This is a genomic window from Microbispora sp. H11081 (assembly GCF_012999535.1).
Taxonomy (GTDB): domain Bacteria; phylum Actinomycetota; class Actinomycetes; order Streptosporangiales; family Streptosporangiaceae; genus Microbispora.
Window position 1 is genome coordinate 15,301 of record NZ_JABBWV010000001.1, and the last position, 21,322, is coordinate 36,622.

At 72.3% G+C, this 21,322-nt stretch carries 15 protein-coding genes; 6 read left to right on the forward strand and 9 right to left on the reverse strand.

The window, feature by feature from the left end:
• Positions 1–13: 13 nt before the first annotated feature.
• Positions 14–1,174 carry a serine protease gene (locus tag HHX31_RS00060; protein ID WP_169943869.1) on the reverse strand — a complete coding sequence of 387 codons (1,161 nt, stop codon included), beginning with the start codon at positions 1,172–1,174 and terminating at the stop codon, positions 14–16.
• A gap of 210 nt (positions 1,175–1,384) precedes the next feature.
• On the opposite strand from HHX31_RS00060, the gene dxr reads away from it, so the two are divergent.
• Positions 1,385–2,572: a 1-deoxy-D-xylulose-5-phosphate reductoisomerase gene (gene dxr, locus HHX31_RS00065; protein ID WP_169943871.1), complete on the forward strand. Its 1,188-nt coding sequence runs from the start codon at positions 1,385–1,387 to the stop codon at positions 2,570–2,572.
• Positions 2,573–2,644: 72 nt separating this feature from the next.
• Here dxr and HHX31_RS00070 read toward each other — a convergent pair whose 3' ends face one another.
• Positions 2,645–3,763 carry a lytic polysaccharide monooxygenase gene (locus HHX31_RS00070; protein WP_169943872.1) on the reverse strand — a complete coding sequence of 373 codons (1,119 nt, stop codon included), beginning with the start codon at positions 3,761–3,763 and terminating at the stop codon, positions 2,645–2,647.
• Positions 3,764–4,131: 368 nt separating this feature from the next.
• On the opposite strand from HHX31_RS00070, the gene ispG reads away from it, so the two are divergent.
• The 3 genes from ispG (at position 4,132) to HHX31_RS00085 (ending at position 7,998) form a co-directional block, all read left to right on the forward strand.
• Positions 4,132–5,298, forward strand: coding sequence for a flavodoxin-dependent (E)-4-hydroxy-3-methylbut-2-enyl-diphosphate synthase (gene ispG / locus HHX31_RS00075; RefSeq protein ID WP_169943873.1), 1,167 nt, complete (start codon positions 4,132–4,134; stop codon positions 5,296–5,298).
• 145 nt (positions 5,299–5,443) lie between these two features.
• Positions 5,444–7,096 carry an alpha/beta hydrolase gene (locus HHX31_RS00080; protein ID WP_169943875.1) on the forward strand — a complete coding sequence of 551 codons (1,653 nt, stop codon included), beginning with the start codon at positions 5,444–5,446 and terminating at the stop codon, positions 7,094–7,096.
• Positions 7,097–7,155: 59 nt separating this feature from the next.
• The gene (locus HHX31_RS00085) at positions 7,156–7,998 is read left to right on the forward strand and encodes a GNAT family N-acetyltransferase (RefSeq protein WP_169945450.1); all 843 of its coding nucleotides are present in this window, start codon (positions 7,156–7,158) and stop codon (positions 7,996–7,998) included.
• 118 nt (positions 7,999–8,116) lie between these two features.
• On the opposite strand, the gene HHX31_RS00090 is transcribed toward HHX31_RS00085, so the two are convergent.
• The 4 genes from HHX31_RS00090 to HHX31_RS00105 form a co-directional block, all read right to left on the reverse strand.
• On the reverse strand, positions 8,117–8,527 hold the full coding sequence (locus HHX31_RS00090; protein WP_169943876.1) for a DUF3037 domain-containing protein: 411 nt from the start codon (positions 8,525–8,527) through the stop codon (positions 8,117–8,119).
• Positions 8,524–9,366: a HipA family kinase gene (locus HHX31_RS00095; protein WP_169943878.1), complete on the reverse strand. Its 843-nt coding sequence runs from the start codon at positions 9,364–9,366 to the stop codon at positions 8,524–8,526. The genes HHX31_RS00090 and HHX31_RS00095 overlap by 4 nt, the downstream gene beginning before the upstream one ends.
• 75 nt (positions 9,367–9,441) lie before the next feature.
• Positions 9,442–10,764 (reverse strand): alkyl sulfatase dimerization domain-containing protein, encoded by a 1,323-nt coding sequence (locus HHX31_RS00100; protein WP_169943879.1) that lies wholly within the window; start codon positions 10,762–10,764, stop codon positions 9,442–9,444.
• A 48-nt stretch (positions 10,765–10,812) separates the two neighbouring features.
• Positions 10,813–11,679: a helix-turn-helix domain-containing protein gene (locus tag HHX31_RS00105; protein ID WP_169943881.1), complete on the reverse strand. Its 867-nt coding sequence runs from the start codon at positions 11,677–11,679 to the stop codon at positions 10,813–10,815.
• Positions 11,680–11,862: 183 nt separating this feature from the next.
• Between HHX31_RS00105 and HHX31_RS00110 the strand changes: the two genes are divergently transcribed.
• Positions 11,863–12,723 (forward strand): SDR family oxidoreductase, encoded by an 861-nt coding sequence (locus HHX31_RS00110; RefSeq protein ID WP_169943882.1) that lies wholly within the window; start codon positions 11,863–11,865, stop codon positions 12,721–12,723.
• A 119-nt stretch (positions 12,724–12,842) separates the two neighbouring features.
• On the opposite strand, the gene HHX31_RS00115 is transcribed toward HHX31_RS00110, so the two are convergent.
• From HHX31_RS00115 to HHX31_RS00125, 3 genes are all read right to left on the reverse strand, one after another.
• Positions 12,843–15,041 (reverse strand): HNH endonuclease signature motif containing protein, encoded by a 2,199-nt coding sequence (locus HHX31_RS00115; protein ID WP_169943884.1) that lies wholly within the window; start codon positions 15,039–15,041, stop codon positions 12,843–12,845.
• A 657-nt stretch (positions 15,042–15,698) separates the two neighbouring features.
• Positions 15,699–18,305 carry an AAA family ATPase gene (locus tag HHX31_RS00120; protein ID WP_169943885.1) on the reverse strand — a complete coding sequence of 869 codons (2,607 nt, stop codon included), beginning with the start codon at positions 18,303–18,305 and terminating at the stop codon, positions 15,699–15,701.
• 120 nt (positions 18,306–18,425) lie between these two features.
• Positions 18,426–18,965 carry a TetR/AcrR family transcriptional regulator gene (locus tag HHX31_RS00125; protein WP_169943887.1) on the reverse strand — a complete coding sequence of 180 codons (540 nt, stop codon included), beginning with the start codon at positions 18,963–18,965 and terminating at the stop codon, positions 18,426–18,428.
• 106 nt (positions 18,966–19,071) lie between these two features.
• Here HHX31_RS00125 and HHX31_RS00130 point away from each other — a divergent pair, with 106 nt between their 5' ends.
• Positions 19,072–21,321 carry an efflux RND transporter permease subunit gene (locus tag HHX31_RS00130; RefSeq protein WP_169943888.1) on the forward strand — a complete coding sequence of 750 codons (2,250 nt, stop codon included), beginning with the start codon at positions 19,072–19,074 and terminating at the stop codon, positions 21,319–21,321.
• Position 21,322: the final 1 nt, after the last annotated feature.

Sequence of the window (21,322 nt, forward strand, 5' to 3'; positions counted from 1 at the left end):
GGTTTGCGTGAAATCAGGTGAGGGCCGTCTTCTGGGCCGTGTTGTAGACCGCCTCGGCCTCGGGGCCGAAGTAGGGCCCGAACATCCAGTAGGGCGCGAAGTTGTACTTGAAGCTGTTCACCGAGTTGAGCAGGCCGCCGCCGGTGCTCGCGTCGAACCTCACGAACCACGGGCCGCCGCTCGCGCCGCCGGTCATGCCGCAGCTCAGCCCCTGGTCCTGCGAGCTGAGGTAGTCGTCGAACGTGCGCCCGCCGCAGTACACCAGCCGCGACCCGTCGTACGGCGCGCCTGCGGGGTAGCCGAAGGCGTACGTCTGCCGGCCCCGCGGCTGGTTGAACGCGACGCCCTGACCCCCGACGACGTCGGTGAGGCTCTTGCCGTCCTGCGGCGCGACCACGGCGGCGGCGAGGTCGTAGTTCATGTTCTCGCCGGAGTTCCACTGCGGGGTGGTGAGCAGGGTGGTCGCCGGCCAGGTGCCGTGGGGGCGCTCGCCCCGGTCGTAGCCGGGGACGAAGACCCAGTTGGCGTGGAACGCGCCGTTCAGTTTCACGCAGTGGCCCGCGGTGATGACGACGCTCTTGTTGGCGCTGGTCACGGCGGTGCCCGAGCAGGAGGCGTTCCGCCCGGTGTCCGGCCCGGCCGCGACCGTGAAGAACACCCTGCCTGTCGTCTTCGCGACAGTCCCGCCCGCCGTCCAGGGCGAGCCCGAGGTCTGTGCGGAGACCTTCGCGGACGTGACGTTCGCCGACGAGACGTTCTCGGCGGCGCCCGCCGCCAGGGTCCTGGCCGCGGGCGTCGTGGCGCCCGGCTTGGCGGATGAGGCAGACCCGCCGGAGGAGGCAGGCGGAGTGGGGGAGACGACGACGGGCTGGGCCCCCGAGCCGCTGGTGGAGGCGGCGCCGGCGGAGGAGGTGGCCGAGGTGGACGCGGCGAAGTGCCGGTCGCCGGCGCGTGGCGCGTCGAGCGGTTCGGCGGCCTCCATCTTCGCCGAGGTCCAGAACTTCTTGACCGTGCGCTGCTCCTTCGTCGTGTCGGCGGCCTCGTGGACGGCGGGCCGGGGGCCGGGGGCGCCCCCGGTCACGGTCGCGGCGCCGTGCGCGGCGGGGAGCATAGCCCCCGCGGCCGCGAGTGCGGGGACGGCGATAACCGTGAGACGTCGTGCGATGGGGTGCATGCCTACCTCCGGGTCGGGATCTCCTGAGGCGGGAAATTAGCGACGCATTCCCCTGTATTTCGCGTAATTCGTCTATACGGTTATGGGCAAATTCGGTCTTATATGTTCTGTTTTCTCCTGCGTATCGGCCGTCTCGTGCCGGGGCGCGTCACGATGCCTCGTGGGCCCGTGCTGATGCGGGCCCCGGGCGCGGGTTGGGACAATGGGGCAATGAGCTCCCAATCGCTGCCGCAGCCCCGGTCCGTCGTCGTGCTGGGGTCCACAGGATCCATCGGCACCCAGGCTCTGGACGTGATCGCCAACGCCCCTGGACGGTTCCGCGTGGCCGCGCTCGCCGCGGGCGGCGGCCGGGTCGACCTGCTGGCGAGGCAGGCGGCCGACTTCGGGGCCGAGGCAGTGGCGGTCGCCGACCCGGCGGCCGTCCCGGCGCTGCGCGAGGCGCTCACGGCGGCCGGCGCGCGGCCGAGGGTGCTGGCGGGCCCCGAGGGGGTGGCGGAGGTCGCGGCGTCGCCCTGCGACGTCGTGCTCAACGGCATCACCGGGGCGCTGGGGCTGACCTCCACCCTGGCGGCGCTGGAGGCGGGCCGGGTGCTCGCGCTGGCCAACAAGGAGTCGCTGATCGTGGGCGGCCCGCTGGTCAAGCGCCTGGCCGGGCCCGGACGGATGATCCCGGTGGACTCCGAGCACTCCGCGCTGGCCCAGTGCCTGTGGGCGGCCGGGCCCGGAGGTGGCGACCTCGCGGCCGTACGGCGGCTGGTGGTGACGGCGAGCGGCGGCCCGTTCCGCGGCAGGAAGCGGTCCGAACTCACGGACGTGACGCCGGAGATGGCGCTGAACCACCCCACCTGGAGCATGGGCCCGGTCATCACAGTGAACTCGGCGACGCTCGTCAACAAGGGCCTGGAGGTGATCGAGGCCCACCTGCTGTTCGACATCGGGTTCGACCGGATCGAGGTGGTGGTCCACCCGCAGTCGATCATCCACTCGATGGTGGAGTTCGCCGACGGCTCGACGGTCGCGCAGGCGAGCCCGCCCGACATGCGGTTGCCGATCTCGCTCGCGCTTGCCTATCCCGAGCGGGTGCCGGGCGCGGCCCGGCCGGTGGACTGGACCACCGCCCACACCTGGACGTTCGAGCCTCTCGACGACGAGGCGTTCCCGGCGGTCGCGCTGGCCCGTCACGTGGGCGCACTGGGCGGCACGGCGCCGGCGGTCTACAACGCGGCTAACGAGGTGTGCGTGGAGGCGTTCCTTAAGGGCGCCCTGCCGTTCCCCGGCATCGTGGACACGGTGGAACGCGTGGTGGCCGCCCACACCCCGGGACCGGCGGCGTCCGTCGAGGAGGTCCTCGCGGCGGACGCCTGGGCGAGGGTGCGGGCGGCCGAGCTGACGCGTTAGGCGAAGCCCGCCGCCCCTGGCGCGACCCGGGTCAGGCGGGCCGCGCCACGAGCGGTTGGATCAGGTTGTGGATCAGGTTGTGGAGCAGGTCAGCGTCGGGGTGCCGCCGCTCGATCCGTTGGCCAGGAAGCCGAACGTGGTCGATGCGCCGGCGCCGATGCTGCCGTTGTAGTTCATGTTCCGCACGGTGATGTCGCTGCCGGACTGGCTGAGCGTGCCGTTCCAGACCTGGGTGATCGTGCCGCCGCTCGGCTGAGTCCATCTCACCGCCCAGCTGCTGATGGACGAGGAGCCGGCTCTCACCGTCACCTCACCCTGGAAGCCGCCACCCCACGCGTTGGTGACCGTGTAGGTGGCCGAGCAGGCGCCACCACCGGTGATCGGGCTCGGCGAAGGGCTCGGGCTGACCCTCGGGCTGGGCGAGGTGTCGGGCGTGATGACGGGGGACGGCGACGGCGACGGGGAGACCGGCGGGTTCGGGCTCGGGCTGGTGCTCGGCCCCTGGCCGACACCGGTCACCTCGCCGTTGCCGCCGTCGAAGACGACGTCCGAGCAGCTGTAGAACGTCTCGTTGCTGTCCGAGCGCTGCCACACGGTGTAGATGATGTGGCGGCCGCTCTTGCCGGACGGCAGGCGGGCGTTCCAGTAGTAGTGGCCGTCCTCGGTGCCCACCGAGCCGAGGCTCGGCGGGTTGGTCACGCTGTCGAAGGGCGTCGACTCCAGGTCGCTCCAGGCCAGCGCACGGGTCGGGCTCCAGGAGTCCTTCGTGATGTACGACCGGAACGTGCCGGGGTGCGCGGCCCACTTGTTGTACTTGAACTGGATGGTCGCGCCGGACGTCAGGTGGGTGACCGGCCAGTCGTTGCGGGCGAGGTCGAAACCGCTGAAGTCGTAGACGACCGCGCCGCCGCTGCACAGCTGCCCGTCAGGGATGAAGCCGGACATCCGGCCGGCACCGTCCGAACGGAGCACAGCGAACCAGTTGTACAGCGCGTTGGTCCCGCCCTTGGCGACCGCGGCGGCACATGCCGGGTTCTTCGGCTGGATGTTGCCGCTCGTGGTCGTGCCGTCCTTCCAGCACAGGTAGGTCCGGCTGCCGGGCACCATCGGGGCGCCGTGCGCGGACGCCGGGGAGGCGACCACGACGGCGGACACGAGGGCGGACAGTGCGGCGACGATCAGCCCGATCATCGCCTTCGTTACTTTTCTTCGTGGTCTTCCCACGGGCTACCCTTTCGCGTGGTCATGGCTGCCGCACTCGTGGTGCAGCACGGCACCGCCGACGCTGCGAGCACGTCGGCCCGGGGGACAGCCGTTGACACAAACCGACCAGATGGTGCGAGAGCGCTCACGCTGTTCGGACTGTAAGTCGGTTTCCATCGTCAAGCCCACCCGCTCGCGGACGCGCTGCCGGTTAGCGCAGGTCCAGCGGGTCTCCACCACGATGGGTCATGAAACCTTCATTGCTCGTGAAAGCTTTCGGGCCGTCCGGTGTCACGGCACTCCGTAGACTGGCAGGGCCCCCCATCGGGCGTCGCCTATCACAACAAGGTGCAGAAATGTCTGTTGATCTCGGGATTCCCGCCGTACGGACCCAGCCGATCGCCAAGCGGCGGGTGTCGCGTCAGATCATGGTCGGCTCGGTCCCCGTCGGCGGGGACGCGCCGGTCTCCGTGCAGTCCATGACCACCACGCTGACCGCCGACGTCAACGCCACCCTCCAGCAGATCGCCGAACTCACCGCTGCGGGCTGCCAGATCGTCCGGGTCGCGGTCCCGTCGCAGGACGACGCGGAGGCGCTGCCGGCCATCGCGAGGAAGTCGCAGATCCCCGTCATCGCCGACATCCATTTCCAGCCCAAATACGTCTTCGCGGCGATCGACGCCGGATGCGCGGCCGTCCGGGTGAACCCGGGGAACATCAAGAAGTTCGACGACAAGGTCGGCGAGATCGCCCGCGCCGCGTCCGACGCCGGTGTCCCGATCAGGATCGGCGTCAACGCCGGGTCCCTCGACCCGCGCCTGCTGCAGAAGTACGGCAAGGCCACCCCCGAGGCCCTCGTCGAGTCGGCGCTGTGGGAGTGCTCCCTGTTCGAGGAGCACGGCTTCCGCGACATCAAGATCTCCGTCAAGCACAACGACCCGGTCGTCATGATCCAGGCGTACCGGCTGCTCGCCCAGCGCTGCGACTATCCGCTGCACCTCGGCGTGACCGAGGCGGGGCCGGCCTTCCAGGGCACGATCAAGTCCGCGGTGGCGTTCGGCGCGCTGCTGGCCGAGGGCATCGGCGACACCATCCGGGTGTCGCTGTCCGCGCCTCCGGTCGAGGAGGTCAAGGTCGGCGCCCAGATCCTGGAGTCGCTCGGCCTGCGCGAGCGCGGCCTGGAGATCGTCTCCTGCCCGTCCTGCGGCAGGGCCCAGGTCGACGTGTACACGCTCGCCGAGCAGGTGCAGGCCGGGCTGACCGGGCTCAAGGTGCCGCTGCGCGTGGCGGTCATGGGATGCGTCGTCAACGGCCCCGGCGAGGCCAGGGAGGCCGACCTCGGCGTCGCCTCGGGCAACGGCAAGGGCCAGATCTTCGTGAAGGGCGAGGTCATCAAGACGGTCCCGGAGTCGCAGATCGTCGAGACCCTCATCGAGGAGGCCCTGCGCCTGGCCGAGGAGATGGGCGTCGACGTGGACCTCGACGAGGACGGGTCCGCGGGCCCCGAGGTCGTCGTCCGCTGACCCCGGGCGCGCCTGCCCCTCGCCGTGCGTTACACAAAGCAATGCTCTGACTACACAATGGCAATGGTCGGGTAGTACGCGCCGTACTCGGCCGATCACACCGCGATGCTGTCCTCTGCCGTAAAGGGAGCAGAGGAGCGTGCAGGTGAAGCGGGTCGTTGGTGTGGTCGTGGGTGTCACGGCGCTGGTCGCCGGGCTGGTCGGACCTGAGGCGGCGGCTGGATCCGACCACGCCGGGCCCGCCGGCCACGGGGGGCCGCCGCAGCGCCCACTGGAATGGAAGCCGTGCCCTGCGGAATCGGAGGCGGCCTCCGGGAAGACCTCCGCCCCGGCCAAACCCGCCCGCCGGGAGCCTGCCCAGGAGTGCGCGGAGTTGCGTGTCCCGCTCGACTACCGCGAGCCGTACGGCCAGCAGATCTCGCTGGCGCTCAACCGGGTGAAGGGCACCGCCTCGCGCGAAGGCAACCACCTCGGCGCGCTGCTGGTGAACCCCGGCGGGCCGGGCGGCGAGGGCCTCAGCCTGGCCCGGTTCGTCGCGGCCAAGCTGCCCGCCGAAGTCGCCGCGCGGTTCGACATCATCGGCTTCGCGCCGCGCGGCGTCGCCCCTAGCAAGCCCGCGCTCTCGTGCGTCGACGCGGCCCGCTTCTACGCGCCGCCCCGGCCGGACAACGTGCCGAAGAACGACGCGGAGGAGCAGGTGCTGGTCGGCAGGGCCAAGCAGTACGCCGAGGGCTGCGGCAACCGGGGATCCTGGTTCCTGCCCTACCTGACCACGGAGAACACCGCGCGGGACATGGACTCCGTGCGCGCCGCGCTCGGCGAGGAGAAGATCAGCTACCTCGGCTACTCGTACGGCACCTACCTGGGGGCCGTCTACGCCACGCTGTTCCCGCAGCGGGTGCGCCGCCTCGTGCTCGACAGCGTGGTGGACCCCGCCGGGGTCTGGTACGAGGCCAACATCGCCCAGGACCACAGCTTCGACCGGCGGCATCGCGACTTCCTCGCGTGGGTGGCCGAGCACGGCGACGTCTACAAGCTGGGCGCGACGCAGGCGGCGGTGTCGTTCGCGTGGTACTCCATGCGCGCACGGCTGCGCGAAAAGCCCGCGGGCGGGATCGTGGGCCCCAGCGAACTGGACGACGTCTTCTCCAACGGCGCCTACAGCGACCGCCTCTGGCCCTACCTGGGCGCCGCCTTCTCCGCCTACGTCCGCGAGGGCGACTCCTCGATCCTGGTGAAACTGTTCCACATGGAGGCCGAGATCGACGCGAAGGAGGAGAACTCCTACGCGGTCTACCTGGCGGTGGAGTGCCGCGACGCGGCCTGGCCCCGGTCATGGGACCGCTGGCGCGCCGACACGCGCCGGGCGCACGCCGTGGCGCCGTTCATGGCCTGGCCCAACGCCGTCTACAACGCGCCGTGCGCCTTCTGGCCGGAGAAGGGCGGCACCCCGGTCAAGGTGGGCACGCCGCGTCTTCCTCCCGTCCTGCTGATCCAGGCCGAGCGGGACGCCGCCACGCCGTACGAGGGGGCGCTGCGCATGCGCCGCCTGTTCCCGACCGCGCGCCTGCTCACCGCGGGCGGCGGCAACCACGGTGTGGCGCTCTCGGGCAACGCCTGCGTGGACCGGCACCTCGCGGCCTACCTGCGGGACGCGACGCTGCTGCCGCAGCGCAGGGGCAAGCGGGGCGCGGACGCGACCTGCCCCGGCGGGCCGGAGCCGCGGGCCGCCATGATGAAGGTCACGGAGGGCGCGCACGGTACGCCCGCCCACGTGTCCGCCGTATCCGTACGGTGACAACCGCGGCCGGGCCGATACCTCCCAAACGGTAATCGTTCGCGTAGGCTGGCCCCGTGATGCTGCGAACATCGGCGTCGCGCGTGCTCGACGACAGCGATCGTGACGAGGTGCTGGCGCTCCTCGACACCGATCCGGTCGCCAACGTGTTCGTAGCGGCCCGGGTCAGGGCCGTCGGCCTCAGCGCCTCACGGCTCGGCGGTCAGATGTGGGGTTACGGCCCGCGCGGCGGACTCGTGTCGCTCTGCTACGCGGGCGCCAACCTGGTGCCCGTGAACGCCACCCGCGAGGCGATCCACGCGTTCGCCGACCGGGCGCGCAAGCAGGGCCGCCGCTGCTCGTCCATCGTCGGTCCGGCCGACGCCGTCGAGCGGCTCTGGGAGCGGCTGGAACCGCACTGGGGCGGCGCGCGGGCCATCCGTTGGGCGCAGCCGGTCATGGCCACCAACTCCGCGCCCGCCGTCGAACCCGACCGGCTCGTACGCAGGGTCCGGCCCGAGGAGTTCGGGATCCTGCTGCCCGCGTGCGTGGCCATGTTCACCGAAGAGGTGGGCGTCTCGCCGGACAACGGCGACGGCGGAGCGCTCTACCGGTCCAGGGTCGCCGAACTCATCCGCATCGGGCGGTCGTACGCCCGCATCGACGACGGCCAGGTGGTCTTCAAGGCCGAGATCGGCGCGGTGACGCCGCAGGTCTGCCAGATACAGGGCGTATGGGTCCATCCCGACCTGCGCGGACGCGGCCACGCGGCGGCCGGCATGGCCGCGGTGGTCGAGCAGGCGCTGAAGTACTTCGCCCCGGTCGTCACCCTCTACGTGAACGACTTCAACCTCCCGGCCAGGGCGGTCTACCGCAAGGTGGGCTTCAAGGAGGTCGACACGTTCATGTCCGTGCTGTTCTGACGCACGGTGCTGTTATGACTCACCGTGCTGTTCTGGCGCACGGTGCTGTTCTGGCCCACGGTGCTGTTCTGATGTTGTGGCAACGTGGGTGGTTGTGGCCCTGGGCTGTTCTGCTTGCCTAGGTTGTTCCGGCCTCTTGGGGCGCCTGCGGCGCACGGACCATCCGGGTCAGCAGGTGTTCCAGCTCGGCCGCCGGATCGGCGGTCAGCCCGGCGTGCACGGGACCGGTCTGGACGACCGTGCTGCGCGGCGCGGTCAGCCAGCGGAACCGGGCGCCGAGAGGCTCCCCGACCAACGGCCCCGCCTCCTCGCCGCACGCCCGCTCGTAGGCGGCCAGAGCGAGCCGTACGCCGGGCAGGTCCACCGGTGTGCCCAGGGCCAGCAGCCGGGGGTCGTCGAGTTCGACCCGCGCGCACAGGTAGCCGCGCGGCTGGCAGTAGAGGATGATCCCGGCGTTGACCAGCTCGCCGCGCTCCACGCTGGGCACCACGCGGATCACCGCGTACTCGTAGACGTCGAGGTCGCTCATCGGCCGCCCTCCCGGGTGGCGCGCCAGAAGCCGCCGATCGTGGCGCCCCGCTCGGCGGGGCGCGCGGAAGCAGGAGCCGGAGCCGCGGCGGTGGCGGGGTCGGGCAGCCAGTCGCGCGGCCCCGCGACCCTGGCGAGCAGGTGCTCGGTGTAGGCGTTCCGTACGGCCCGCGCGTCCGCGAAGCCCGGCTCGTCCTCCAGCCACTCGTCCGGCACGAGCGCGGTCACCTCGTCGAGCAGCGAGCGGGTGACGAGCCCGGCCAGGTCCGCGTCGGCCTGTTCCAGCTCCGTCGCGTACGGCGCGAGGACGTGGTCGCGGCCGTCGAACCGGCGACGGGGGTCGGCCGTCGGCCAGTTGTGGTGGAACCACAGGGCCGCGCCGTGGTCGATCAGCCACACCCCGCCGTGCCAGACGAGCAGGTTGGGGTTGCGCCAGCTCCGGTCGACGTTGTGGACGAGCGCGTCGAACCACAGCACCCGCGAGGCGAAGCCGGCGTCGGGCTCCCAGGCGAGCGGGTCGAAGCCGAGAGCCCCGGGCAGGAAGTCGATCGCGAGGTTGTGCCCGGCGCTCGCCGTGAGCAGATCCTGGATCTCCTCGTCGGGCTCGCGGACGCCGAGCTGCGGGTCAAGGTCGATGATCTTGAGCTCCGGTGTGGCCAGGCCGAGCCGCCTGGCGAGCTCGGCGCAGACGATCTCGGCGACGAGCACCCGCCGGCCCTGTCCCGCGCCGCGGAACTTCACGACGTACGTGCCGAGGTCGTCGGCCTCGACGACACCAGGCAGGGAGCCGCCCTCGCGCAGGGGTGCGACGTACCGCGTCGCCGTGATCTGTCCGAGCACGAGAGGAAGGCTACCGTCAGGGCCGGCGGACGCTCCCCTCCGTGCGCCCGCCGGCCGTCGTGACGGACAAGCTCCTCAGCCGGCCTTGCTCGGCAGCCACCACATGCGGCCCTCGGCGACGTCGTGGTAGACGTCGAGCGGGTCCATGCCGGTGGTCTTGCTGCGGGACTCGGCCGCGGCCCAGGCGTACACGCCCCGGGCGATCGAGCCGGGCTCCTGCTGGACCCGCATCGCGTAGACGAGGGCTCTGATCTCGTGCACCCGCCGGTCCTCCGGCTCGGCCTGCGCGGCGATCTCGGCGAGCTGGCAGGCCAGGCGCAGGTCGCCGTCCGCCGCCGCGGCGACGGCCCGGCCCGCGACCGACGCCGCTCCCGCCGACAGTTCGGCGACCGCGCGGGCGAACACGGCGTCAGGGGCCGGCTTCAGGTTGGCCGGGTTGCCGTCATGCCAGCCGCCGTGCAGCCGCCAGATGTTGCGCACGATGAACTCGGGCTCGTCGTGACGTTCCCGCAGGTAGGGCCGCCCGGCGAGCGCCGCGGGCGGCGTGACCGAGTGAAGGATCTCGTCCAGCCGGGCGCCCGCGTTCATCAGGTCGAGCGTCTGCTCCACCAGGCTGTCGAGATAGTCGGCGGTGTCGGTCAGCGCCCGGTGCACCCGCGCGGGCCCGCGTACGGGCAGCCCGCGCCCGGGGAGCAGCAGATCGGCGCCGAGCGCCGCCATGGACCGCAGCGCCACCGCCCAGTCGTCCGGATAACGCTGGACCCGCTGCGGGTCGCCCGCTCCTGGAACCGTCCAGGAGAACAGGTCGCCGGTCAGCAGCACGCCCCGCTCCGGCAGGAACGCCCAGGTGGCGTCCTCGGTGTCGCCGCGGGCGTGTACGAGCTCGAAGGTCACGTCGCCGAGCGAGAGCGACAGCCGGTCGCGGTAGGTCAGGTCTGGCAGCCGCTGCGGCGGCGGCCAGACCAGCCGGGGGAAGCCCCGCTCGCGCAGGTCGACGACCGCGTTGTAGCCGGCCGTCCTGCCCTGACGGGCCAGCCGGCGGGCCAGGCCCTCCTGCGCCACGGCCAGCGGGCGGGGGCCGGGTTCCGCGTCGAACTTCTCCAGCGCGGCGAGCCGATCGGCCCGGCCCCGGGAGAAGATCGCGTACTTGAGCGGCTCGACCGACCATTTCCTGATGGCGCGATACGACTCCGCGGCCTCACGGGCGTCGCCGGTGTCGAAGAGCCCAAGGCCCTCCTCACCGCGGACCACGTACGCGTTGCCGTGGGCCGGCCACATCGCGACGCCGTAGGTGATCTCCTGCACGCCGTCTCTGCGCAGTTCGGCGTAGGGCACGTCCTCCGGGCGCACCGAACCACGCCAGACCTCGTCGGCGTACGAAAGGATCGGTGATTCCATGGTCAAGAGCCTGATCCTCCGTACGGGCGACGCCCAGTAGGGAGATCCCTAATGTCCGCGCCGGCCCGTGAGGGTCTCGGCGGTCCAGCTCGCGAGCAGGTTCAGGGCCCGTTTCGAAGACGAGCCGGCTTCGGCGGTGTAGACGAAGAGCGTCGTATCCGGGTCCCCGGGCAAGGAGAGGGTCTCGTACTCGACGGTCAGCTCACCGACGAGAGGGTGACGCAGCCGCTTGGAGCCGTGGGTGCGCTGGTGGACGCGGTGCTGCTCCCACCAATGGGCGAACTCACGGCTGTGCTCGCGCAGGTCGGCGATGAGCGCGGCGGTTGCCTGGTCGTCCGGGTCGCGCCCCGCGTCGAGCCGCAGGCTCTCGACCGCGGCGCGCGCATGGACGTCCCAGTCCACGAACAGCGATCGGGCGTCGTCGTCGAGGAACATCCACCGCGCGTAGTTGCGCTGCCGGGGCGGCAGCCTGTCGAAATCCGTGAACAGCGCTTTCCCCATCGTGTTCGCGGCGAGCACGTCGGTGCGGCGGCCGAGGACGAGGGCGGGCTCGCCGTCGAGGGCGTCGAGGAGCTGGTAGAGCCCGGGGCGAACGCGCTGGACGCCGCGCGCCGGGCGACGGACGGGGCTCGCGGTCATCCCGATGAGGTCGTGCAGATGGGCGCGTCCGGCGTCGTCGAGCCCGAGGGCGCGGCCGACGGCCTCGACGACGGCCGGCGAGGGGATGATGCGCCTGCCCTGTTCGAGGCGCGCGTAGTAGTCGGTGGAGATGCCGGCCAGGAGAGCGACCTCCTCGCGGCGCAGGCCCGGGACCCTTCGCACCCGCCCGTCGGGGGGCAGGCCGGCCCGTGACGGGTCGACCTGGCTGCGGGCGCGTCTGAGGAAGTCGGCAAGTTCACGGTTGGTTCCGGCCACGAATCCAGTGTCCGCGCTGCCGGGCGTCTTTGCCTGGTCCTGTGCGTCCTAGGTTGCCCGGTGCGCGGTCGCACAGGGCGCGATATGGGCGTCCGCGGCGGGTCGCGGCGAAGGAAGCTGATGTTGTGCCGGTTCCGGGGGCTTCCCGGGCCGGCGCCACTCGCGACATTCGAGAGGATGACCATGAGCTTCCCGACAGATCGACCGGCTACGTGGTTCGTGACCGGCACCTCCCGCGGCCTCGGCCTCGAACTGGTCAAGCAGGTGCTGGCGCGCGGTGACCGGGTGGCCGCGACGACGCGGTCGTCCGAGCGGCTGCTCGCCGCGCTCGGCGACGGGATCGAGACGTCGCGCCTTCTCCCGCTGACCGTCGACCTGCGCGACGAGGCGGCGGTCAGGCGGGCCGTCCAGGAGACCACCGAGCGGTTCGGAGGTCTGGACGTCGTCGTCAACAACGCGGGCTACGGATTCCTGGCCGCGGTGGAGGAGACCGGCGACCGAGAGGTCCGCGACATGCTCGACGTCCAGGTCGTGGGCGTGTGGAACGTGCTGCGCGCCGCTCTGCCCCTCCTCCGTGAGCAGCGCGGCGGCCACATTGTCAACGTGTCCTCGATCCTGGGCCTGACGGCCGTGCCTGGCTGGGCCCTCTACTGCGCGGGGAAGTTCGCGCTGGAAGGGTTGAGCGAGGCGCTGGCCGCCGAGGTGGCGGACTTCGGCGTTCAAGTCACCATCGTCGAGCCCGGCTACTTCCGTACCGAGTTCCTCACCACCGACTCCCTTGCCCTGCCCGCCGAGGCGACCGCGCACTACCCGGGCATTCGTGAGATGACCCGCGACCACCTCGAACTCCAGGGCAGCCAGCTCGGCGACCCGGTCAGGGGCGCCCGCGCGATCATCGGCCGGGTCCTGGCCGGGGAGGGCCCGCTGCGGCTGCTGCTCGGCTCGGACGCCCACTCCTACGCCGTGGCCAAGGTCGAAGCCCTGCGGGCGAACGTCCACGCCGCCGCCCTCACCGCACCCGCCACCGACTTCCCCGCCGCCTGACGCGCTGTCGCACCGGCCTTCGCGACCGTGCTCAACGCCTCGCCAACCCCGGAACCTGCCGCGTTCGGCCCTGTTCGGCCCACTGCTCGCGGAGGCGCTGTCAGAGGCACGCGGGGGGATCAGAACGGCGGCACCTCCAACTCGGGCCTGAAGGTGCTTCCTGATGCGGTGTCCACCTGTGCGGTGTCTGCGTGTGATGTGGTGCCGGCCTGTGATGTGACGTCGGCCTGCTCCCCGCTCTCGCGGGCGCGGCTGCGCCCGGCCCGGCTGTTCGCCTCGCCGCTCGTCGTGCGGTCGCCTCCACCGGTGGGAGCCGTCCCCGGGCATGAGGGATCCATGATCGTGCCCGGTGCTCCGGGAGGGTCTGTGGGCAGGCGTTCGGGCGGCGGGTCGGGCCAGCCGCGGGGCCGGGGTTCGGGAAGAGGATGGATGATTCTCGGAAGCGGGTTCGCATATGAGTGTCCGAGCGGGCTGGTCCAGACGATGAGCCGAGGGCCTTCGAAGGCGACCCGCCAGCCGCCGAGATGCTTGGCACGGTGGTCGTGGCGGCAGGCCAGATGGAGGTTCTCGGCGGTGGTGGTGCCGTTGTCCGCCCACGCCTGGATGTGGTCCTGGTCGCTCCGCATCGCGGGCATGCGGCAGCCCGGCCAGGAGCAGACCTGGCCCCGTATCTGGACATAGCGGCGTAAGGCCGCATCGGCCTGCCGCCGGTCGGTCGAGGGGGTCGTCTGTGTCGACTGGGCGCGGGTCGATGCGGATGATCGGGCCGGTTGACCAGAAAGACCGGGTCCTCTCGATGGATCTGATTGGGGCACGTTGGCCGCCGCGCATGCGCGGTCGCTCAGGTCGGCGACCAGGGCAGCCCAGGCGCCGGTCACGGCGGGCACGGCGGCCAGCTCGCGAAGCCGACTGAGGGTGACGTGAAGCTCGACGACGCCGCCGCGACGCGCATCGCGCGGAGGTCGTTCGGCGGGCGGACAGGGACGGCGACGGGTGACGCCGGTCAGCAGCAGATGCCCGTCGTCGGCACAGATGGCGTAGCGCCACTCCCCGCTGAACATGCCACTGACGATGCTGCGGGCGTGAGCGGCGTGGACCATGCCCCAGCCAGGCAGATGGGCCGGGTGCTCGTCGAGGCCGAGCAGGGTGGTCAATTCCACCCGTATCTCCCGCACAGACCAGGCCTGCGTCGCCCCGGCCTGCGTCGCCGAGGTCTGTGTCGATGGTGCCTGAGCTGTGGAGGCCTGCGTCGGCGGTGCCTGGGTCGAGCTGGTCTGCGCTGACGGGGTTGGCGTCGACGGGTCCTGGCGACACCCATCGCTGTGACCGTTCCGGTCGCCGTCCTCGTGATCGGCCGTACCGTGAGTCCGCTCGCCGGTCCACTCGCTCGATCTGTCGGCGGTCTCTTTGGCCCTCTCCGCGTCGGTTTCCCGGACAACCTCGTTGGTCGTCTTCTCGGCGGGGCTCGGGGTCATCGTGTCCGGTGTCTTCACGTCCTCGGTCGTCGTGTCCTGGGTCCGGCTGCCGGGCGGCGGGATGTCGGGGGAACCGGCCGGGGCGTCGCAGGGGTCGAGGAAAGGATGCGCACGGACATGGGCGATGATCTCGGCGTCGGACAGGCCCTCGAAGCTGCCGTCCAAGCTGCCCAGGAAGAGGTCGGCACGGATGTGGTCGACGGGGCGGTGGTTTCCGGCGCGCTTGCAGGCGCGGGCCAGTTCGTCGATGCGCTCGCAGCCGGCCACCGCCCGCTCAAGCGGCAGATCCAGCCCGGAAACGGTCGCGGTGCCATCGTCGTTGCGCATGCCGACCACCCGGCGCCTGCGCACGGCTTCCCGATAGCGCTTCTCCGCCCAATCGGGGTCGATCGCCAGCACCAGACGCTGGATGTGCTCGATCAGCTCTCCAACGGTCCAGGTCGGAGCCCGGCCGATCAGGTGCTCACAGACCCAGCCGGCCTGGGCGTCGGTCAAACCGCTCGTCCAGCGGATGAAGGCCGCCGCCCGCGGCTCGTCCAGCTCTCCCGCCAGCATGGCCTCTCCCAGAGCGGGAAGGCGGCGATGCAGGTTCCACGCCAGTTCGAAGGCCGAATCCGCCCGGCGGCGTGACCATACCAACGCTGCCCGCGCCTCGTCGGGGGCGAACTCGTCGGGGACCTCCAGCCGGACCACGCTGTCGCCGGAGAACTGCTCGCGCAGCCCGACCTCAAGCAGCGCCTGCAGGAACCGCGCCCGGTCGTGGCAGGACTGGCGGTAGGCGGCCCTGAGCACCTCGACGGTGTCGAACCCCGACACCCGCTCCACATCGATGTCGGCCAGCATCTGGGCGAGCTCGGCCCCCGGTGGGATAGCCGCCAGCCCTTCGGGAATCGGTGCCGGCGCTCCGCAGGCGTCAGGAGCGCAGGCCACTCGGTGCCCCGCGGGAGCGGACGGCGACGGCGACGCGGACACGGCGGATGACCCCCGGGGAGCGGAGAGAAGGCGACTGATCGGTTCCCGACCGCCCGGATCGGGACTTCCTGCACGCAGACTCGGCTCAACACACGGCGTACGGCCACCGACGGCCCGCCAGCTAGGCTCACCTCTAAGGGCTGCTCCAAGCCTATATCGAACGCACTATCGAACCAAGCCGTGATCCCCGAAAACGTGGAGTCACAGCCGCAGGGACCTCGTCGGCGCACATGTGTAGAGCGCGCATGCGAAAGAACGAGACGTCGATCCGCCGCGCGTGCCGCCCATGTCTGCGACTACATGCCATGAAGTGGAGGCCGCCGCACTCGGCGCGGCCGGGGGCCGGAGGCCGGGGGCCGGGGGAGGCCGGGGCCCGACTGCCCGGGGGTCTGACGGCCTGACGGCCTGCCGGACCGACGGCCTGACGGACCGACGGACCGACGGCCTGGCGGCCTGGCGGCCTGGCGGCCTGACGGACCGACGGCCCGGGGGTCCGACGGACTGACGGACTGATGGCCCGGGGGGCTCTTACAGCTCGCCGCGTTCGACGGCCAGGGCGAGTTCGACGCGCGACCGCAGGCCGGTCTTCGCGTAGACGCGGGTGAGATAGACCTCCACGGTCTTGCGGCTGTAGTGCAGTTCCTCGGCGATCTGGGGATTGCTCAGCCCGTCGGCGACCAGTTCGATGACGCGACGCTCCCCGGGGGTGAGGCGGCCCGCCGGTTCCGGCACCAGCCCGGCGTCGCGCAGGCGGCGCTCCGCCATGGCCGCCCACGGCGCGGCGCCGAGGCGGGTGAAGATCGCATGCGCGCGGGGGAGATGGGTGGTGTCGCCGAGTACGCCGAGGGCCAGCCGGGCCTGGGCCTCCTCGAACGGCAGGCCGTCCGCGCGGACCCGGTCGAGGGCCGCGCTCGCCCGCCCGCGGTCGCCGAACGCCCAGCCCACCGCGAGGTCGGCGGCGAACCTGGCCCTGGGCGTGCCGTTCGCCGACTGCTCGTCCAGCTGGGAGGCCGCCGCCCGGCAGCCCGCACCGTCGCCCGCTCCCCGCGCCACCAGCACCTTGACCGCCAGGGCCCGGTGCACCACCTCGGGCACCTGGTGGGCGAGGGCGGTGTCGAGTTCGCGCCGCGCGGCGGCGATGTCGCCGCGGCCGGACGCCAGGCGGGCGCGGTACACGTTCCGCATGCCCTGCTGCAGGGCCGAGTAGGGCGGCGGATCCGCGAGGACCCGGGCGGCCTCGTCCAGCCTGCCCTGGTCGAGCAGGATGTCCAGTTCCATGTTGCGCAGGAGGCCGAGGTTCTCCAGCAGGCCCGCCTCTGCCAGCGCCCGGCGCGCGACCGCGATCTCCTCCAGCGCCCGCGGCCACTCGCCGCTCATCCGCCGGATCACGGCCATGGTCCGCACGTGCTGCCCGGCGATGTCGTGCCAGCCCAGGCCGCGGTGGATCTGCTCGGCCTGGTCGAGCACCTCGACGGCGCGCGAGCGCAGCCCGGCGATCGCCAGCACGTGCGCCGCCGACTCCAGCGAGGCGAGCCTGGCGCCGGGCGGCAGCGCGGCGGCGAAGGTGAGCAGGTCGCCGACCGCTCGCTGGGTCTCGGCCCAGTCGCCCTGGACGAGCGCGTGCAGGGCAAGGTATCCGACGGTGATCGCGCGGTCCTGCGGCGGGCAGTCGGCCAGGCCCTCCCAGGCCCTCCGGGCGGACTCCCGGCTGGGACGGCCCATCTCCGCGCTGATCAGCGCCTGCTGCGCGAGCAGCGCCGAGGCGTCGTCGGCCTTCGGGATCTGGCGACGGGCCACGTCGAGAGCCACCTCGTACCACCCCATGACGTGGGCCGCGCCGACCGCGGTGTACGCGGCCCGGGTGCGACGGCGGCCGGCGGGCAGTGCGGCGAGCGCCCGCTGGGCCGAGTTCAGCGCCAGGGCGGGCCGCGACCCCTTCCAGTACGAGAGGGCCTGCCTGGCCAGCAGTTCGCCGGGCTCCGCGGACAGCTCGGCCGCCTTGCCGTACCAGTGCGCGGCCGACAGCGGCGCGGTCCAGCGGGTCAGTTCCGCCGCGCGCAGCACCGCGGGCAAGGCCTCCGCGGCGGGCCCCGCCTCGGCCATGTGGGTGGCCCACTCGAGCACCCGCCTGGTGCCGGTCAGGCCCTCCCTCGCGAGCATGTCGGCGATCCTGCGGTGGACCTCGCGACGGCCTGAAGGGCCGAGGTCGTCGTAGAGCGCCTCGGCCACGAGAGGGTGCGCCAGCGCGTAGCCGTCGCAGTTCTCGGTCACGACGCCATCCCTGACCAGCGCCCCGAAGGCGCGTTCGGCGGCGGGCGGGTCGAGCCCGGCCAGTTCGGCGAGCGCCGTGATGTCGGCGGTCTCCCTCGTGCGCGACAGCGCCGCCAGCACGCGGGCGAGGTCGCGTCCGCCCCGGTCGCGCTGGAACAGCCGGGTCAGGATCGCGCCGCGCCGCGCTCCCGGATCCGCGGAGCGCACCGCGCCGCCCTGCACCAGGGCGAGCACGGCCTCCTGCGCGAACCACGGGTTGCCCCGGCTCGCGCCGTGGATCCGCCGCAGCACGGTGTCGCTCGGCGTACGGCCGAGCAGCGTGGCGGCCAGGTCCGCGATCTCGGCCATGGTCAGCGGCTGGAGCCGTACGCACAGGTCCACGTCGAGCGCGGGAGGGTGGCGGGCGGTGCCGAGGATGGCGACGCCGTCGTGGCGGCGCGGCAGGGCCCGCAGCACGCCCAGCGTGTCGGCGTCGGCCAGGTGCAGGTCGTCGATGGCGAGGAGGGTGGGGCCGGGCAGCGACTCCAGCAGGCGGGCGGCCATCGCGCCCGGCGCGGCCGCGGTGTGCCCGAGCGCCGCCTGGTCGATCGAGTCGAGCAGGCCGGACAGGAGGTCGGCCGCCGCGCCGCGCAGCGTTCTGAGCGCGTCGACGAGGGGGGCGTACGCGCGGCCGCCGTCCAGCTCCCTGGCCTGGCCGCGCAGCACGTGGTAGCCCTTCAGCCGCGCCGCGACCTCGTTCAGCAGGTGCGTCTTCCCGATGCCCGGCTCGCCGAGGACGAGGACGGTCCGGGGCGTCTTCGACAGGGCCGAGATCACCTGGCCGAGTGTGCCCGCGCGGTCCTCGCCGGCGGCCGATACATTCACGGCTGGCCGTCACTCCCTTCGCGTCCGTCCCGCTGGTGTCCCATTAGGACGCGGCGGAAAGGTTGAGCGATCACACGAAATGTGACCCGGTCCGCAAGTGATCGCAAGGGGATCGTCGTGTCAGGATTCGAACACGGCGACGGCGGCCGCGGTCAGCCTCTCCTCGACGATCTCGGCGGGCATGTCCACGGTCCTCGCCACCCCGCACCGCACCGCTCCCAGGGCCGCCCAGGCGCGTACGCGCGTGTCCGGAGACGGGTCGGGTCCGGCCAGGCGGGCGAACAGCTCCCGGCCCAGCTCCCTGATCGCCTCGCCGGGGGATCCCGGTGGGGCGTCGTCGGCGCCGCCGATGTCCTCGGTGAGGAGCCGGATCACCGCGCGGTGCCGTACGGCGAACGCGGTGAACGCCCGCAGGAACTCCCGGTGCCCGGGAAACCCGGTGCCGAGCAGCGCGAGCAGGTCGTCGGCCGCCGGGGCGATGATCTCGGCGGCCAGCCGGTCCTTGGGATGGAAGTGGTAGGCGACCGCGGTCTTGGTCAGCCCGACCGCCGCCGCGATGTCGGCGAGCGACACGGCGGCGTACCCACGCTCGGCGAACAGGTCGCGGGCCGCGGCCAGGATCCGGGACCGGGTGACGTTGCCCTGGTCGAGTGTGGTCATCGTCTCAGTTTCCGGTGTGCCGCTCGTCCGCAATCTGTTCCGTCTACCCTCGTCCTGTACGGCCGTACAGGACGGTCGTCGCAAATGCTACCCGGGACGGACGACGATGAGCGGGCTTCTGGGGCGGCTCGGCGGGTGGTGCGCGCGCCACGGGTGGATCGTGCTGACGCTGTGGGTGCTGGCGGCCGGTCTGCTGACCGCGGCCACCCTGGTGTGGGGCCGCCCGGTGAACAACAACGTGTCGATCCCCGGCACCGACGCGCAGCGGGCGCACGAACTCATGCGCGAGGGCTTCGGCCCCGGCTTCGACCCGGGCGGGACGGTGCAGCTCGTCCTCTACACGGCGGACGGCACGCTGGCCGACGAGCCGCGCAGAGAGGCCGTCGAGCAGTCGATCGAGGCCCTGCGGCGCGAGCCGCACGTCGCCCAGGTGGAGACGCCGTACCGGATCGGCGGCATGTCGTCCAACCTCAGGATCGGCATGATCACCGTGCGGTTGAGGGGGCAGGACACCACCAAGATCGCGCAGACCTCCGAGCGGCTCGTCGCCGCCGCCGCGCCGGCCGTGCGGGCGGGCGTCGAGGTCGTGCCGTCCGACAGCTCCACGCCCGCCGACAAGCAGATCAAGACCGGCGCCAGCGAGGTCGCGGGCGTGGTCGTCGCGCTGCTGGTGCTGCTGTTCGCCTTCGGGACGCTGGTCGCCGCACTCGTGCCGATCTTCACCGCGTTGATCAGCATCGGCGTGGGGCTCGGCGTCATCGCGCTGCTCGGGCACGTCGTGGACGTGCCGTCGACGGCGTCGATCCTCGCCACGATGATCGGGCTCGGCGTCGGCATCGACTACGCGCTGTTCCTGCTGTCGCGGCACCGGTCGCTGCTGGCCGAGGGCGTGCCGGTGCGGGAGGCCGTACGGCGCACCGCGGCCTCCTCCGGCGGGGCCGTGCTGTTCGCCGGCGGCACCGTCGTGATCGCGCTGAGCGCGCTGATGTTCGCCGGCGTCCCGCTGCTGCGCACGCTCGGCTGGATCACCGGCGTCTCCGTCGTCTGCGCCGTGCTCACCGCGATCACCCTGGTGCCGGCCATGCTCGGCATCCTCGGCCACCGGATCGACGCGCTGCGGCTGCCCTTCTTCGGGCGCACCGCCCGCCGCGACGGCCCGGCGACCGGCTGGGCGAGGCTGGGCACCTGGGTGGCCCGCCGTCCCTGGCGGGTGCTCGCCGTCACCGCGCTCGTGCTCGCGGCGCTCACCGCCCCGGCCGCCACGATCGAGCTCGGCCCCCTGGACGACGGGTACGGCGACAAGGGCACCTCCGCCCGCCGCGCGTACGAGCTGATCGAGGCGGGCTTCGGCCCGGGGGCCAACGGCGGGCTCGTCGTCGTGGCCGAACTCGACAAGAAGATCGCCGACTCGACACCGCCCGACCCGGTCGTGCAGGTGCTGCGGCAGCGGGTGGAGCACACCGACGGCGTCGCGTACGCCGCCTCGCCGCAGGTCAACGAGGACGGCAGGTCCGTGCTCATCCAGGTCGTCCCCGACTACGGGCCGAGCGACCCGCGGGCCCTGGACGTCGTCGAACGGGTGCGTGCCATCGAGATGCCGGGCGTGGACGTCCACGTCGGCGGCGAGGTGGCCGGGATGGCGGACATGGGCGATCGCATCATGGGCCGGACCCCGCTGGTCGTCGGCATCGTGGTGCTGCTCAGCGCCGCGCTCCTCCTGCTGGCCTTCCGCGCGCCGCTGGTCGCGGTCAAGGCGGCGGCGATGAACCTCGTCTCGCTCGGCGCCGCCTTCGGCGCGCTGGCCGTGGTGTTCTCCCACGGCCTGGGCAGCCGCCTGGTCGGCATGGACCCCCCGCCGTCGGCCGACGGGTCCTACCTCGCCACCCTGTTCTTCTCCGTGCCCATCGACACGTACGTGCCGCTCATGCTGTTCGCCGTGCTGTTCGGCCTGTCGATGGACTACGAGGTCTTCCTGCTCACGTCCGTACGGCAGGCGTACGCCCGCAGCGGGGACAACCGCGCCGCGGTGGCCGAGGGACTGGGGTCGACCGGTCGCGTCATCACCTCGGCGGCGCTGATCATGGTGGCGGTGTTCACCGCCTTCATCGCCTACCCCGACCCGCTGGTCAAGGTGTTCGGTGTCGGGCTCGCCGTGGCCATCACCGTCGACGCGACCCTGATCCGGGGCTTCCTCGTGCCCGCCACGATGGTGCTGCTCGGCCGGCTCAACTGGTGGATCCCGCGGTGGCTCGACCGGATTCTGCCGAACATGTCCATCGAGGGCCACGAGGACGGCGAGCGGGTCGTGCCCGCCGAGCCGGGACCGGTCGGCCCCGGCCGGCACGCCCGCCGCTGAC

Excerpts from the sequence above, each read along its gene's own strand:
- HHX31_RS00070 (WP_169943872.1), bottom strand. The coding sequence starts at position 3,763 with ATGATCGGGCTGATCGTCGCCGCACTGTCCGCCCTCGTGTCCGCCGTC.
- HHX31_RS00115 (WP_169943884.1), bottom strand. The coding sequence starts at position 15,041 with ATGCTGGCCGACATCGATGTGGAGCGGGTGTCGGGGTTCGACACCGTC.
- HHX31_RS00060 (WP_169943869.1), bottom strand. The coding sequence starts at position 1,174 with ATGCACCCCATCGCACGACGTCTCACGGTTATCGCCGTCCCCGCACTC.
- HHX31_RS00090 (WP_169943876.1), bottom strand. The coding sequence starts at position 8,527 with ATGAGCGACCTCGACGTCTACGAGTACGCGGTGATCCGCGTGGTGCCC.
- ispG (WP_169943873.1), top strand. The coding sequence starts at position 4,132 with ATGTCTGTTGATCTCGGGATTCCCGCCGTACGGACCCAGCCGATCGCC.
- dxr (WP_169943871.1), top strand. The coding sequence starts at position 1,385 with ATGAGCTCCCAATCGCTGCCGCAGCCCCGGTCCGTCGTCGTGCTGGGG.
- HHX31_RS00130 (WP_169943888.1), top strand. The coding sequence starts at position 19,072 with ATGAGCGGGCTTCTGGGGCGGCTCGGCGGGTGGTGCGCGCGCCACGGG.
- HHX31_RS00125 (WP_169943887.1), bottom strand. The coding sequence starts at position 18,965 with ATGACCACACTCGACCAGGGCAACGTCACCCGGTCCCGGATCCTGGCC.
- HHX31_RS00100 (WP_169943879.1), bottom strand. The coding sequence starts at position 10,764 with ATGGAATCACCGATCCTTTCGTACGCCGACGAGGTCTGGCGTGGTTCG.
- HHX31_RS00110 (WP_169943882.1), top strand. The coding sequence starts at position 11,863 with ATGAGCTTCCCGACAGATCGACCGGCTACGTGGTTCGTGACCGGCACC.
- HHX31_RS00085 (WP_169945450.1), top strand. The coding sequence starts at position 7,156 with ATGCTGCGAACATCGGCGTCGCGCGTGCTCGACGACAGCGATCGTGAC.